Genomic DNA, 14941 nt, shown 5'->3' on the forward strand with positions numbered 1-14941 from the left:
ACTTTAGATGGATAGCATTAACGTTATTTAATCTAAGCATTTTAAGCTTTTATTTAATTATTTCTGAAAAAACCAACAATCTTGAAATTGGACGTTATATTATTGAAAGAAAAAAGAAAGTATTGGCATATGGCCTACTCTCTTTACTTGTGGGAGCTTTGGGCATAGTTAAATTATTTCCTAATCTCTATAATGATGGTGGGTTTTCACCAAAGAACTTACCAACAGAAATTTTAACTAAAGTTAATTTACCTGCGGGTACAAACAACCAACTTTTTGAAGTAAACAGAGGAATCAAGGGCTGGGAAATAGAGAGTGATTTTACCCAATATAAAAATATTGATTTGGCTTTAAGTTGGTACGAAAGTGAAGCAAATAAAGGAAATGCTTTAGCAAAAAATAATTTAGCAATGGTTTATATTCGGGGAGGAGAAAAGAATATAAATTATGCACAAAGTTTTTCTTTATTAAATGAAGCCAGTAAGACTAGTTCTGAAGCACTGAACAATTTAGGAGTTTTATATGCAAATGGTCTTGGAGTAGATAAAGATTATAAAAAAGCTTTATCTTACTATAACAAAGCGGCAAGCAGTGGCTCTGTAGCAGCGATGTATAACATAGGGATTAGCTATTTTAAAGGGCTAAATGGATTAGGCAAAGATAAAGTTAAAGCTAAATATTGGTTTGAAAAAGCTAAAAACTATAATTTCTCACCAGCATTACATGAGCTAGAACATGGAAGATGGTAAATTAGGAAAACTATAAGATATATTATTTACTGAATAACTAGAAAAATTTTGCTAAAGCCAATGATTCTAAAAACTGAATCATTGGCTTAATTATATAAAAAAGCTAAAACTATTCTGATTGTCTCAGTATAGAATATCGAAAATAACTATAAAAATTTTACGTGAACACTTGATTGGTGTCAGTGTACTGAACTTAGGCTACCTTGCCAGTGAATACGAGATCGACAAATCGACTCAAGCCATTTTAGAAGAAACTAAATATTCTCTGATTCCATTATCAGATGTGATTCAGGCGATTCATTTTATTATTTCAACCAGCAAAGCAGCTTGCATCAAAGAGATACTCATGCCTGCCATGCTGGATAAAAATATCTAAACTCTTAGAACAACTTGAGTCTCGGAATAGAAACTACAACTGTTTCATCAAGGCGAATAAACGCGCCATATCGTATTTCCGACATCATCGGCAATCAACAAAGCACCGGTTTTATCTTCAGTGAGGCCGACTGGTGCACCATATAAAGATTTTTCATCTTTGGAATAGAAACCATTGACTACAGTGACAGGCATGCCATTTGGTTTTCCATCTTTAAATGGAATAAAGATAACGTTATAGCCATTGAGAGGGTCTCTATTCCAACTGCCATGATTACTCACAAATGCGCCATTTTTAAACCGCTCAGACAGCCGAGTGGTATTTGAAGCAAACCATAAACCCAAAGGTGCGACATGAGAGCTTAATGCATAATCAGGTTTAATCGCTTTGGCAACCAGATCTGGTCGTTGAGGCTGAACACGCTCATCGACATGCTGACCGAAATAGCTATACGGCCAGCCATAAAACCCTTTTTCCTGCACTGAAGTTAAATAATCAGGCACCAAGCTAGCACCAATTTCATCACGCTCATTGACAATGGTCCATAACTTTCCAGTTTCTGGTTCCCATTGCAATCCGGTTGGATTTCGAATCCCGCTGGCAAAAATACGACTCGCCCCGGTGGCAACATCAACCTCTAAAACAGTTGCACGGCGATATTCGATCGCTAATCCATTTTCGGTAATATTACTGTTTGAGCCCACACCAACATATAATTTTTGCCCATCTTTACTCGCCAATAAAGCTTTCGTCCAATGATGATTCACCGTATCTGGCAAATCAGACAATTCAACACCTTGGTCGGTAATCTTGGTCGCATTCTCCTCGTAGTTGTATTTCATAATATTATTGGTATTTGCCACATATAGGTGATTACCAATTAATTGCACACCAAAAGGAGAATGTAAGTTTTCCAAAAATTTATACTTCTTCCAATGACCATCTGCTTCCAGTCTAAGTAAAGTGATGCGATTTCCCCCTTTACCGCCTTTTCCTGATGATTTTTTAACAATACCAGCAATCGCCTGTTTCGGTGAGGTCAGTGGCGCCTCTCCAGGACTATTAGATTCCACAACGAGAATATCCCCATTTGGCAAGGTGTATAGTTGACGGGGGTGCTCGAGCTGATCTGCAATCTTTTCAATTTTTAAACCCGCAGCAACCGTAGGTGTTTGCTGAGCTTTCCAACCTACTCCATTCGGCACTTTCATCGGCGGAACAAGGAAATTCTGGGCTTCAGGTAATTGTGGGTCTGGGCCATATTGTGTTTGAGGATCAAGCGGTTGCCCACCAGAACAGCCGAATAATCCGACGCTAACTAAAGCTGAAAAGAAAAATGTATTTGATATTTTCATATTTATTCTCCAATCAGCTTATTTTGTATATGAGTGGATTGATATAGATAATGCAGAGCAATAAGAAGGATCGTCAGCGTTGATAGAATAATATTTGCTGGAACGATGGCAAAAGCATCACGGCTATGTATAAAGGCATTAAATGTCGCTGCAATGATGGCAAAACCATAGAGCCAGAACCCAACGACATCTGGCCTCCTTTGCTCTATCACTGGCCGAAACCAGACATAAAATAGATTGATAAAACGTGGAATAATACAAAATAGCAATCCAAACGTAATACACCATGCAGCTGCCTTTGCCCATAAGACCTCAGCAGTTTTATTATAAAAAATATCAAAAATCCAACCTGCAACAAAGAAACCAAAAGGCAATGGATTCAATAACATATAAATAGAATATAGGACACCAGATCTTGGATTGTTTTTTTTCATTCAAACTTCTTCCTTTTAGATTATTTATAGATGTTCAATAATGATTTAAGTGAAATGCGCTTATAATTTACTGAAACACCAGTCTGTATAATTTTCATCCACTATAAGTATTCTATGAAATAGCTGTCAAAATTCATCAAATATTGATTCTCAAAAAACTTTTGGGAAATAAATAAAACTGCTTACATCTCTATGGCGAAAACAGACATTTTCGAGCTTTTTACTTAACAATAGGTTTCAAAATAAAAATAAATTCTGATTTTTTTATGCTTTCGTAATTTTGCTTTGATTTAGCGTTACAGCTGAAGGTGATTTGTTCTTATATGATTACCGAGTAATAAATTGTAAACTCTCTCATTATGTTAAATAAAAGAGACTATTTTGTAAGATGAAATAGTCGCCTTCCGTCAAAACTTTCATTTTTTCTGATTGACCACGCATATGTGAAATATTTCATAATAAAAAAGGAAGCCTTCGCTTCCTTTTCTTTATACAGCTAAAACTTAGATGCCATATTTTTCACGATACGCCTGCATATTGGCTAAAGCTTCTTTCTCTCCTTTGGCATCCAGATAATCCATCAAATCTTTCATGGTAATTAATGCATGCACTGGGATTTCGAGTTCTTTTTGCACTTCCTGAATCGCAGAAAGTTCGCCTTGACCACGTTCCTGGCGATCTAGAGCCACCAACACGCCTGCAATTTCTGCACCTGCATTTTTCAAGATGGTCACCACTTCACGAATCGCAGTTCCCGCCGTGATCACATCATCAATGATCCAGACTTTCTGACCTGCAACTGATGCACCCACCAGCACACCGCCTTCACCATGATCTTTGGCTTCTTTACGGTTAAAGCCCCACGGTACACTTTTGCCATGCACTTGAGACAAAGCCACTGCTGTAGCAGCCACAAAAGGAATTCCTTTGTATGCTGGACCAAAAATCACCCCGACATTGTCACACTGTACCAGTTTATCGGCATAGCCTTGTGCCAACAAAGACAGCGCTTCGCCATCGTTAAGTAAACCCGCGTTAAAGAAATAAGGACTGACACGACCTGATTTTAAGGTAAACTCACCAAATTTAAGCACACCACGTGATAATGCGAGTTCGATAAAAGCTTGCGGATGAAATGACACAGGCGTTGTCATATAAGGTGCTCCAAATTCTTTAATTGAGGTTAAACAGACGTATGATACCAAAGGATAGCTATCCAAGTGATGTAAAAATTCTTCGAGTCGTTTCAATTAACGTAAATGGCCTGCGTGCTTCTGTCACCAAAGGCTTACTCGAATGGTTAGAACAGTCGGGTGCAGATGTGGTGTGTATGCAGGAAAGTCGTATTACGCATGAGCAATGGACGGATAAATTTAAACCTGAAGGATGGTACACCCACTTATTCCCAGCTGAGCGTGCAGGTTATGCAGGCACAGCAATTTATAGCCGCCTGCCTTTCGTTTCCGTTACTAACGGCTTAGGCTTTGAACTGGCAGATACTCAAGGCCGTTTTATTTCGGCTGAATTTGATTTAGGGCTGTCACAAACTGTTCATATTGCCTCGTTATACTTGCCATCAGGATCAAGCGGTGATGAAGCACAAGCACGCAAAGATGTGTTCTTACAAGAGTACGCCCAAATACTAAAACAATGGCGTGAAGAGAATAAATCAATCATTGTGTGTGGGGATTATAATATCGTGCACAAACGCATCGATATTAAAAACTGGTCAGGTAACCAGAAGTCATCTGGCGTATTGCCACATGAACGTGCTTGGCTCGATCATATGTATGATGAGTTGGGCTATGTAGATACCTTCCGTGAAGTGCGACCTGAAGCAGAGTTGTACTCATGGTGGTCAAATCGTGGTCAGGCGCGTGCGAAAAATGTCGGGTGGCGTATCGACTATCATTCATGCTCTCCAGACTGGAAAGCGCGTACTGCGAATGCATGGGTCTATAAAGAACAATGGTTTAGCGACCATGCACCCGTCATTATTGACTACAAAATACACGAATAAGTGAACACTTGTTCACTTTACCCGCTTCTTTAGCTTACAGAACTTGTCGCTTTTGTGTATTTTTATTTACCAGCTAGAACGGCATTATAGCTTCACGGCACAGGGAAGCGGTCAGGATGACCAAAAAGGGATAGGACGCCGTAGGAAGATAAAATAAACTTGAATCAAGTTTATTTGCATGGATGAGACATTGGACGTTGAAATGAGACCCGCATAATCAGGAAGATTAAATGCGGGTTTTCTCTTTTCTAGATATTAGATATTTTCTCTTCATCTTGTCGTTAGCACTTTTGCTCAAAAAGTATGATCGTTTTGATCATTTCATTACCTCTTAAAACCCTCTACCGATTAACTTAATAAAAAATTTCAACTGGCACATCACCTGCTTTTTACGTTAGGCTTTGATCCATATTTTTCATTCTTTCTATGGTTTTTTCACATGTTTAAAATTTATGGTATTAAAAATTGTAATTCGATGAAAAAAGCCTTTGATGCATTACAGGCAAAAGGAATTGATTACGAGTTCCATGATTACAAGAAACAAGGTATTGATGCTGCAACGCTAGCAATTTGGCTAAAAGAAATTGGTGCAGACAAAGTCTTGAATAAAAAAGGCACGACATGGCGTAAATTGACTGCTGATGAGCAAACGCATGCAACCAGCAATGAGCAAAACCTGATTGAAACACTGATTGCTCAGCCAAGTCTGATTAAACGTCCTGTATTGCAAACGCCAAAAGGTTTTGTGATTGGCTTTGATGAAGCAACTTATCAAGATCTATCTGCTTAAATCCAAATAAACGGCAGATACAAAAAAACCGAGTCATCAGGCTCGGTTTTTTTATGTTTATCTTGTGCTTAGTTGGTACGAATCCAGGTCTGGTTACGACCTAAAGCTGCAACGCCAATATAACCGCGTAATTTCAGCTTTTTACCACCTTCGATAATTTCAGCTTTTAATTTGTAGGTTTTACCGTTCTTAGGATCGATAATTGAACCGCCATCGTAATTCACACCACCTACATTTTTAAGGCCATGTACAATGGTCACGCCTTTAAGTGGTTTGTTGTGATAAGTTCCTTCACATTTAGAGCATGCATTTTCCTGACCTGCTACTAAATATTTTTGAATAGACGCGGTGAGGGTTCCATCCTTTTGCTCAGTAAACTTCACAATCGCCTTCGGCTGTTTTGTTTCATCATCGATGGTTTGCCAAACACTGCCATTCAGCGCATCCGCTGCATTGGCAAAAGTTGTTAAACCGAGCAATCCAAATGCTAGAGCAATTTTCTTCATTTTTGTAATATCCTTAAGGGGTCTTTCAAACTGAAAGTATTGAGAAGTTCAATCAATATTGCAATTCTTGATTATGACTATTTGGTATAACCTGCGTAAGAGTGACATAGCGCACAATTTTTCAGTTTTTATCATGATGTCTAGGCGCCACTTATATTCAAGAATTTTCTTATCGGTATACCCATCTAACAATATGGAAAAATTATGAAATTTGCTACTGTTTGGAAATATTATTTTACTGAATCTTTACTTAAAGCGACGATTCGGACACCGAGCCAATTTAATTTGGCGCTCAATGCTTTACGGCCGTTACTGGATCAACTCTGTCGCATATTTCCACAAAATCCAACAGTACAAATTCGACCATTACGCTTAGCGGGTGTCCGTGGTGAGGAAATTAAAGCTCAAGCTTCAGCAACACAACTGATTTTACATATCCACGGCGGTGCTTTTTTCTTGGGTAGTCTCAATACCCATCGTGCATTGATGACCGATATTGCGGCACGTACGCAAATGCAGGTGATTCATGTTGATTACCCACTCGCACCCGAACATCCTTTTCCTGAAGCCATTGATGCGATTTTTGATGTCTATCAAGCATTGCTAGTTCAAGGTATTAAACCCAAAGATATCATTATCTCAGGTGACTCTTGTGGTGCGAATCTTGCCTTGGCATTGTGCTTACGCCTCAAACAACAACCTGAACTAATGCCAAGCGGCCTGATTTTGATGTCTCCTTATCTGGATTTAACCTTAACCAGTGAATCGTTACGCTTCAACCAGAAACATGATGCATTGCTGTCCATTGAAGCATTGCAGGCGGGTATCAACCATTATTTAACAGATGGTATTCAGACAGATGATCCTCGCGTTTCACCGTTATTTGATGATCTGACAGGCTTACCACCGACTTTGGTACAAGTCGGTTCTAAAGAGATTTTGCTGGATGATTCAAAGCGCTTTAGAGAAAAAGCTGAAAAAGCCGATGTAGAGGTGAACTTTAAACTCTATACAGGCATGTGGCATAACTTCCAGATGTTTAATGCCTGGTTCCCGGAGGCTAAACAAGCCTTGGCAGATATTGCTGAATTCGCACATGCCTTAGATCGCGACTAAGCATCATCAAAATGTGTGTAAAAAATGGTCAGCTTAGGCTGGCCATTGTCACTCTTCATTCAGTTTGGTCATCATCAAATAAAAATCATTGAATATTCTGATAACAGCTTATTTTTCAAAATATTTTTCCCGTCCTGATTTGCACTAAATCCTCCAGATGCAGACTTTTTTCTCATTCTAAAGATGCTATTGTTATTTGAATAATCGTTCCTCCGTATTTTGATGACGGATATACAGTTCCTAGGAATCTCATTGCATAAAAGGATGCATGCCAATGGTGAAGATTCATTTTAATAGGTCAACTGACGCGAAAAGATGGGGCTTTAGGCTTTCTTGGGAACATCATATTGTCGTCAATTGGACCATGCTTAAAAAAAGCATTTTATTACTGATACTTGCTGCATTAATGAACCTGTTCTGGATCAGTTGGGACATTTTCGTATTAATGAATCCTGTTTATTCAGAATGGGTACATCTCAAGCTGGTCCGTTCACAATTATGGACCAGCCTGATTATGCTGGTGGTTTTGATCCTGTTGATTATTCCCTGCCATCTGTTCAGGGAACAACACTGGGCACAGGAAGTCCTCCCGATCCTCAGTGTGCAGGTCTTTACCGCGATGCTGTGCCATAACAGCTATCTGGTCGGCAGCTTTAGTCCTGCCACCATGGTGGGCTATGTCAGTGTCGTGGGTGTCGGTCTGGTGCTTTTCGACCGCCGTATGGTGTATTGCGCTCTCATTCCTGCAACGCTGGCCTTGTTCTTTTGTAATTACCTGAGCATGGTCGGGATACTCACCTACGCGCCATTATTTAACATGCAACATCTGAATCAGGTCGCCATGCATCCATTTTGGGTGGGCAGCATGATGTTTTTTCTGGTGCCCATCTTGCTGGCCTGTTTATTTCTATTTGAAATCTTACTGACCCAATGGCGTACTCGTGAAATGACCATCCAGATTTTAAGTCGTCTCGATCCTCTGACCAATGTTTTGAACCGGCGCAGTATCGGGAGTTATTTAGAAAGATTACATCAGCAGCCTGATCAGCAATATTCAATTGTACTGCTCGACTTAGATCATTTTAAAAATATTAATGATCACTTCGGACATAGCATGGGAGATCAGGTCCTGATTCAAGTCGCCCAATGTCTGGCAACCCATCTTAGAGAGCAGGATATTATTGGGCGCTTTGGTGGGGAGGAGTTTATTTTATTGCTGCCCAATACCAATACAGCTCAAGCACAAAAGGTTGCAGAACGCTGTCGGCAGGCCGTATCTCAATTGCGTTTTATCACCGAACATAAGCAAGAATTCAGTATTAGTGCCAGTTTCGGAATTAGCAGCTCACTCAGTGCCGATGAGCCACATCTGATTATCAGTCAGGCGGATCAGGCCCTGTATGCTGTAAAAGCAGCGGGACGCAATCAGGTCAAAATCTTTACCGATCTGATCACCCGCTAGCAAAGTGAAGGCATTGATTTGCCTTCACTTGAGTCTCAATCAGGCTTTTAAAAATTCTTCCCGATGTTGGCGATAAGGCTCATCAAAAGGCACAAACGTCTGTTCTTGCTTGGCTTCAGCAATCCATTGTTGTACTGAAGGCAAAGCCAATATTTTCTGCATGTAGTTTTGGCTAGAAGCCGAGATGGGTAATTTATAACAGTCGAAACGCATCACAACTGGCGCGTAAAATGCATCTGCAATGCTGAATTCACCACACAAAAAACTGTCATCATCTGGACGTTCTGACCAGATCTGATCAATTCGGGCAACATCAGCACGTAATTGAGCATGCTCTGCCCATAACTGCTTGCCAATATGCGTTAGCTCAGCTTCGACATTCATAGGACAAAGATTGCGTAATCCCTGAAAGCTACTGTGCATCTCAGCACTGATACAACGCGCTCTGGCACGTAAGGTTTTATCTTGCGGCCATAAGGCATGCTCAGAATGTTGTTCTGCCAGATATTCACAAATAGCCAGCGTATCCCAAACCACCAGATCACCATCCACAAGTGCAGGCACTTTCCCGGTTGGATTAAGCTTTAGAATTTCTGTTTTAAACTGACTATCTGCTTCAAAGCTATCAAACTGAATCAGCTGTTCCTGAAATGGAATACCAGCTTGTTTCAATAAAATCCACGGACGCATTGACCAGGTCGAATAATTTTTATTGCCAATCAAGAGCTGATACATATTTATTATTTTCCTTTAAATAAGGCGAGTTGTTGTAATAGCTCAGCTTTCTGGAACGCACCAGTTAAGCGTAGCGAACGGATTTCTTGTTGTTGCTGATCGAGGAATAAATAGGTCGGTGGTCCCAAGATATCCCACTGCGCTAAAAGTGCCTGATGCGATGCATCATAGTGGCTTAAATCCAGTTTGATGAGGTAATAACCCGATAATGCCTGCTGGACTTCGGCATCTTTTAAAATACGATGCTCAATCGGCTGGCAAGCGACACACCAATCTGCATAGACATCGATCACGATACCGCGATCTTTGGGTGCATTGGCGAGAATATGCTGAAATTCATCCGCAGTTTGTGCCACATGCCATTCAGCAAGTTTATCTGCCTGAACCGAGCTGAGACTTTGAATATGCTGGTATTGATTAAAAGCCAATGCGGGAATGACTAAAATCAGCAATATCGCATACAGCCATCGCAGCTTGGATTTCTGCCCAAACAGACGATAAACCGCATAGATAATAAATGCCAGCCCGAGAATTAAACTCAGGATTTGAATCGCTAATTCTGGCAATAAAGGGCGAATAAAATAAAGACTCAAGGCGAGCATTAAGAAGGCAAAAATCACCTTGATCTGATTCATCCAGTCGCCAGCTTTCGGTAAGGCTTTAGCGCCCAATACACTTGCCAAAAGCAAAGGTATACCCATACCAAAGCCAAGCGTAAAGAGTAATAATGCACCTTGCCATTGACTCTGTGTTTGCGAAATAAATAGCAAAACCCCAGCCAGTGGTGCAGTCATGCATGGCCCCACCAACAGCGCTGAAATCATGCCCATTACACTGGCACCCACCAGCGTGCCGCCTTTTTGATTGGATTGCATCTGATCCAGTCGATTGACCCAACGCTGTGGCAATTTCAATTCGAACAGGCCAAACAGATTGAGAGCAAACACCACAAACAATAAGCTAAATGCAATCAATGTGGCGGGTTGCTGTAACCAGCGCTGAAAATTCAAACCTGCTGCGGAAGCAATCAAACCCAGTACCGCATAGACCAGCGCCATACTGACCACAAAGGTCAGTGCAATTGACCATGCTTTAACACCTTTATTGTCACGTACGATCAACGAGGTCAGGATCGGTAACATCGGTAATGAACACGGCGTGAACGCTAACAAAATCCCTAAACCTAAGAATAACAGGATGCTATAGGCCAGCGAATGTTGCTCAAGTGCACTCGACCATTTCTGGTCTTGGGCCATTACACCTGAATTGCCTTGTGAGGGTGATTCTGCGCCTGCTTCAGCCTGTACTTCATTACTTGCGGGTTGTTGAGTATTGAATGCGCTAGATGAACGTGCCACGTCCAGAAAGCTTTTTTGGGTATTAGAACTGACATTTTGAGCACTCACCAAACCATCGGCGTCAGTCTGAAATTCAATATTTTGGGGTGGATAGCAAATTCGGTCTTTGGCACAACCCTGCCACGTCACACGATAGTGTTGTGATGCTTGAGTAGGAATACTGAATTCAGCTTGTTGATAATAAACCTGACTATGGCCATAGTTTTCATCATATTGCTCAACTGCTTTAGGCAAATTTAACGTAACAGGCTGATTGCCCTGCTGGACTTCAAATTTATGCTGATATAAATAGTAATTGGGCTGAATCGACCAATGCAAACGTGCCTGATTCGCTTGCGTCGATTCAACCGTAAATGCAAATGCCTGTTCAGGACTGAGTAAAGGTGCCGATGAATTCTCTTGGGCATAGGTCAATGACCCACATAACAACAATAACGTCCCAAGAAAATAACGCATCAATGCAAAACCTTCTCCATCTCGAACAGACATTTTCATTCTCATCTCACTATTTTTCTCCTGAATCTCCCTCCCACTTATGTAGAAGTGAATTTAAGAGAATTCAGGAGCATTATTATTAGAATAAAACCGATACGCCGAAGCCACCGTTATAGCTTTTCTGATTGCCATTGAGATCCACCCCAATGCTAGCGTCCAGCTGCGTGCGATTATTCAAGGCATAAACCAGACCTGTGCCGAGGCCATATTCATACTCCTGACTTTCTGCTTTACGGTAAATAAATTCAGAGAAGCCAGATAATTTACCCGCGATCTTATAATCAATGGTTGGTACAGCTGTGACTGCCCAATCGCTGTTTTGCGCTTCATAACGCATGGTAATCGAGGTACCAATCAGGTCGCTGAACTCATAAGCAACAGCCGAGGTTAAGCTATAGATATCATCATGGTTGGTGAACTCATCGTTACCTGTCGCAATAATTGCTTCTGCTAACAAAGCCATTGATAAGCGGTCATCTTTTAAATCAATCGCTTTTTTTAAACCAATGCTGACATCACCTAAACCATTGGTTTCTTTTTTCATGCCAGCACGCTTGTATTGCTGCCAGACTGGACCTTGCCAACCCAATTGCAATTCAAGGCCATCTGCCAGACCTGTACGCAATAACATATCGCCATTTAAGGTTAGGGTTTTATCTTTTACCCCATCGACATTACCTTCTTGGTAGCTGACGCTCGGTAAGCTTTGTTCCCATGCCAATTTTCCAACAGGTGTAATACCTGTGCCCATGCCCGCTCCAGGACGGTCAAAAGAAAAATCAGCCGCAAAAGCGCTGCTTGCCATCATCGATACGGCAATCACGCTTAAAGTTTGAAAAGTTTTCATCATGTTCCTCTTTCTCTTGTATCGGCTGGGCTTATGCGCCTAGCTCTTTTGACATCTTTGCGCCATGCTGACGTAACAATTCCAGTGTTGCACGTTCTTCTGGCAATGATTCTGACCAGTCAATTTCATCAAATTCACAATCAAAGAATAATTGGCTAATTGAAGATAAAACGGTTAAACCTTCTTCATCACGAGTATTTGGATCTACTTTTTCTTCGAGTAAACGTTGTACCACAGGTACACAAGCCGAACTTGCCGCATCCCAAAGCGGGCCATAAAATTCTTCAGCATCCCATAAGTGCAAATTGGCTTTGGCCTGAATCAGGGCATCTAAAATATCCAGATAAACTTGAAGCGATTGTTGCTTTTCTTCTTCGCTTAATGGCTGGCCTGCTTCATACGCTTCACAAATTGCTTCCCACCATGTGAATAAACCATCACAAATCACTGACACAGGCGGCCCTTGTTCAGGATCAATAAAATTCGGGTCGAGTCCTTCAGCAAGTAAAGATTGCACTTGGTTTAAATCGAGTTGTTGTATGGCTTGCACCAAGGCCTGCTGTTGCTTATTTAACATGACCAATTCTCACAATATTTTTTAATGAATGTATTATGCCGAATATCCTGACAGGATTTTATAAAACCATCTAAAAAATCATGTAGAAATTTGATACAGGCATAAAAAAAGCCTTAAATTAGTCTAATAACACATTATTTGTTTGATGAGAATGGAAAGTGTCGGAATGAAAATAACTTTATTAGATATACAAAAAGTATTCACTGATGTTCTAAATCATAGAATTAGTCGAGAGGAAGCTGAAGAGTGGGCAGCAATAAGGATGAATGCATTGGACAACAACGAATTGTTCTTTGATCCTGCTACAAAAGAGGACCTTCTATGGGAGGCCGTACTCTATTTAAGTGGTATTGGGCTAAAAATAGCTCCTGATAAATATATGGAAGATGAAATTGGCATTAAAGAAGTATTTGATACTTATTGGAATTAATAAGTGAAGATCTAAAGCTTACCATAAGAAATATATTCGCTATTAAAGCCACAATAAATTCAAGATTAAATTAAAAGGACCAAGTCCTAGCTATATACAGAACTCGGTCCTTAAAAGCTTCTTAATCAAAATACTCGCATTATTGAGAGCAGATCAAGATAAGGCTTTTTTTATGCGTTTATCTTTACGCTTCGTCATCTACTTTGACATCTTCATCTGCATCGACATATTCTGGTAAACCACCACGGTGATGATCTTTTTTCTCATATAGATGCTCCAGACTGCGTTTTAACTTATCAATCGCACCATGAATCGAGTTATCAATATTTGTCGCTTTATGTGTCACTGCAACAGGTTTCATTCCTGCTGGACGAGCCTCAATCATACAACGTTTGTCGTGATCGCCCGTTTTATCCCCATTTTCATCACTAATATGAACCGAAAAGTGCGTAATACGCTCGCTATAACGTTGGAATTCCTGTGTAAGTTCTGCACGAACATAACTAATTAAACGTTCACTACCTTGAATGTTTTTATCTGTACGGATTTCAATATTCATAAATATCTTCCTCTCTTTTCTGTGAGACGGTGCTACAAAACTTTCTTATTCAGCACACTTTGAGCATGCGGTCATTCAGTGCAGTTGTATATTTTGATTATGTAAATGCTTGTGGTCTCCTCGCTTAGCATCTGTTGATTTTCAGTATGTAAGAAGATCTTCTATAGTTCCAATATCTGTCTTTCGTTAGAAATATGCAAGCTGATTTTTGACATTTTTATTAAAACTTAAACAAAAACTACTTTAACTTTACACGACTTTATTTTTGGCCCGACCTCTACAATTATTTTGTACCTTTGGTCAAATTTGGCTTTATTTTTGCTTAATACCTTGTATGCTTTACACGCCTTTTTGGGGGGAGATTTTTAAATGCAATTGAAGCAAGTTACAGCAGCATGTTTATTGGTATCTACAGCAGCTTTCGCTCAGGCAAAGCCAATCTGGCAGGACTTTAGCCTGACTGGTTTGTATGGGGAAAACTACGAAGTTGTTGATGAAAAACAAACAACTTTAACAGTTGAATATGCGGCAAAAGTTAAATATGCCGATGTGTTTTTCTTTATGGATCGTATGCGTGGCAGCGATGATAATAAAAGTACATATTTCGAACTCTCTCCACGTTTAAGCTTGGGTGAGATCTCAGGACAAAAACTTGCATTTGGTCCAATCAAAGATGTGCTGATCTCAACAACATGGGAAAGTAACAGCGCTGATGGTAATAATTTTGACAACTTCTTGTATGGGGTGGGTTTTGATCTCGCAATTCCATATTTCCAATATGCGAATGTGAATTTCTACCGTGCCAACAATGAAAATACATCTGATGACTATCAAATGACGATTGCCTATGCATTGCCATTTAAAGTATCAAATGAAGATTTCCTTGTAGATGGTTTCCTTGACTGGTCGACAGGTGAAAAAGATCACGCAAGTGAACTGAACTGGACTACACAGTACAAGTGGAATGTCGGTAAACACATTTCACCAGATACACGTCTTTATTTAGGTGTTGAGCATTCAGTTTGGAATAACAAATTCGGTATGAAAAACCGTGACGAAAACAACGTCAGCGCTTTGATCAAATATCACTTCTAAGCTTTTAAAGATGTGAAAAAAACAGCAAGGAATTCCT

Annotated in this window: 16 protein-coding genes and 1 pseudogene; 8 read left to right on the plus strand and 9 right to left on the minus strand. The window is 40.2% G+C overall.

Annotated elements, in window-relative coordinates:
* Positions 1-749, plus strand: a 749-nt coding sequence (locus A9Z07_RS16545; protein ID WP_139126652.1) for a tetratricopeptide repeat protein, incomplete at its 5' end; no start/stop codon positions are given.
* Positions 750-900: 151 nt separating this feature from the next.
* Positions 901-1125, plus strand: a pseudogene (locus A9Z07_RS17750) (short-chain dehydrogenase); the annotation flags it as partial.
* Positions 1126-1172: 47 nt separating this feature from the next.
* Here A9Z07_RS17750 and A9Z07_RS16555 read toward each other — a convergent pair.
* From A9Z07_RS16555 to pyrE, 3 genes are all read right to left on the minus strand, one after another.
* Positions 1173-2480, minus strand: coding sequence for a PQQ-dependent sugar dehydrogenase (locus A9Z07_RS16555; protein WP_069579890.1), 1308 nt, complete (start codon positions 2478-2480; stop codon positions 1173-1175).
* Positions 2481-2482: 2 nt separating this feature from the next.
* Positions 2483-2914 carry a hypothetical protein gene (locus tag A9Z07_RS16560; RefSeq protein WP_069579891.1) on the minus strand — a complete coding sequence of 144 codons (432 nt, stop codon included), beginning with the start codon at positions 2912-2914 and terminating at the stop codon, positions 2483-2485.
* 503 nt (positions 2915-3417) lie between these two features.
* Positions 3418-4068: an orotate phosphoribosyltransferase gene (pyrE, locus tag A9Z07_RS16565; RefSeq protein ID WP_004776276.1), complete on the minus strand. Its 651-nt coding sequence runs from the start codon at positions 4066-4068 to the stop codon at positions 3418-3420.
* A gap of 41 nt (positions 4069-4109) precedes the next feature.
* Here pyrE and A9Z07_RS16570 point away from each other — a divergent pair, with 41 nt between their 5' ends.
* Positions 4110-4934, plus strand: coding sequence for an exodeoxyribonuclease III (locus A9Z07_RS16570; RefSeq protein WP_069579892.1), 825 nt, complete (start codon positions 4110-4112; stop codon positions 4932-4934).
* A gap of 439 nt (positions 4935-5373) precedes the next feature.
* Positions 5374-5724: an arsenate reductase gene (locus A9Z07_RS16575; RefSeq protein ID WP_069579893.1), complete on the plus strand. Its 351-nt coding sequence runs from the start codon at positions 5374-5376 to the stop codon at positions 5722-5724.
* Positions 5725-5792: 68 nt separating this feature from the next.
* Here the strand turns inward: A9Z07_RS16575 and A9Z07_RS16580 are convergent, their stop codons facing one another.
* Entirely contained in the window at positions 5793-6230 is a 438-nt protein-coding gene (locus A9Z07_RS16580; RefSeq protein ID WP_004657126.1) for a DUF2147 domain-containing protein, read from the minus strand.
* Between the two features lie 204 nt (positions 6231-6434).
* Between A9Z07_RS16580 and A9Z07_RS16585 the strand changes: the two genes are divergently transcribed.
* Positions 6435-7346 carry an alpha/beta hydrolase gene (locus A9Z07_RS16585; RefSeq protein ID WP_069579894.1) on the plus strand — a complete coding sequence of 304 codons (912 nt, stop codon included), beginning with the start codon at positions 6435-6437 and terminating at the stop codon, positions 7344-7346.
* Between the two features lie 274 nt (positions 7347-7620).
* Positions 7621-8808: a GGDEF domain-containing protein gene (locus A9Z07_RS16590; protein WP_069579895.1), complete on the plus strand. Its 1188-nt coding sequence runs from the start codon at positions 7621-7623 to the stop codon at positions 8806-8808.
* 39 nt (positions 8809-8847) lie between these two features.
* Here A9Z07_RS16590 and A9Z07_RS16595 read toward each other — a convergent pair whose 3' ends face one another.
* From A9Z07_RS16595 to A9Z07_RS16610, 4 genes are all read right to left on the minus strand, one after another.
* On the minus strand, positions 8848-9543 hold the full coding sequence (locus A9Z07_RS16595; RefSeq protein WP_069579896.1) for a glutathione S-transferase family protein: 696 nt from the start codon (positions 9541-9543) through the stop codon (positions 8848-8850).
* A 5-nt stretch (positions 9544-9548) separates the two neighbouring features.
* Positions 9549-11396 (minus strand): protein-disulfide reductase DsbD, encoded by a 1848-nt coding sequence (gene dsbD, locus A9Z07_RS16600; protein ID WP_069579897.1) that lies wholly within the window; start codon positions 11394-11396, stop codon positions 9549-9551.
* Between the two features lie 79 nt (positions 11397-11475).
* Positions 11476-12243 (minus strand): transporter, encoded by a 768-nt coding sequence (locus tag A9Z07_RS16605; protein ID WP_171258999.1) that lies wholly within the window; start codon positions 12241-12243, stop codon positions 11476-11478.
* Between the two features lie 31 nt (positions 12244-12274).
* A complete protein-coding gene (locus A9Z07_RS16610; protein ID WP_069579899.1) occupies positions 12275-12820 on the minus strand; it encodes an ankyrin repeat domain-containing protein in 546 nt (181 codons plus the stop codon).
* 166 nt (positions 12821-12986) lie between these two features.
* Here A9Z07_RS16610 and A9Z07_RS16615 point away from each other — a divergent pair, with 166 nt between their 5' ends.
* Entirely contained in the window at positions 12987-13250 is a 264-nt protein-coding gene (locus A9Z07_RS16615) for a hypothetical protein (protein WP_069579900.1), read from the plus strand.
* A 184-nt stretch (positions 13251-13434) separates the two neighbouring features.
* On the opposite strand, the gene A9Z07_RS16620 is transcribed toward A9Z07_RS16615, so the two are convergent.
* Positions 13435-13809: an HPF/RaiA family ribosome-associated protein gene (locus A9Z07_RS16620; protein ID WP_004776293.1), complete on the minus strand. Its 375-nt coding sequence runs from the start codon at positions 13807-13809 to the stop codon at positions 13435-13437.
* Between the two features lie 369 nt (positions 13810-14178).
* Between A9Z07_RS16620 and A9Z07_RS16625 the strand changes: the two genes are divergently transcribed.
* Positions 14179-14904, plus strand: coding sequence for an outer membrane protein OmpK (locus A9Z07_RS16625; protein WP_069579901.1), 726 nt, complete (start codon positions 14179-14181; stop codon positions 14902-14904).
* The last annotated feature ends 37 nt before the right edge of the window (positions 14905-14941 follow it).

The organism is Acinetobacter sp. YK3 (genome assembly GCF_001729365.1).
GTDB classification, from domain to species: Bacteria; Pseudomonadota; Gammaproteobacteria; order Pseudomonadales; family Moraxellaceae; genus Acinetobacter; species Acinetobacter vivianii.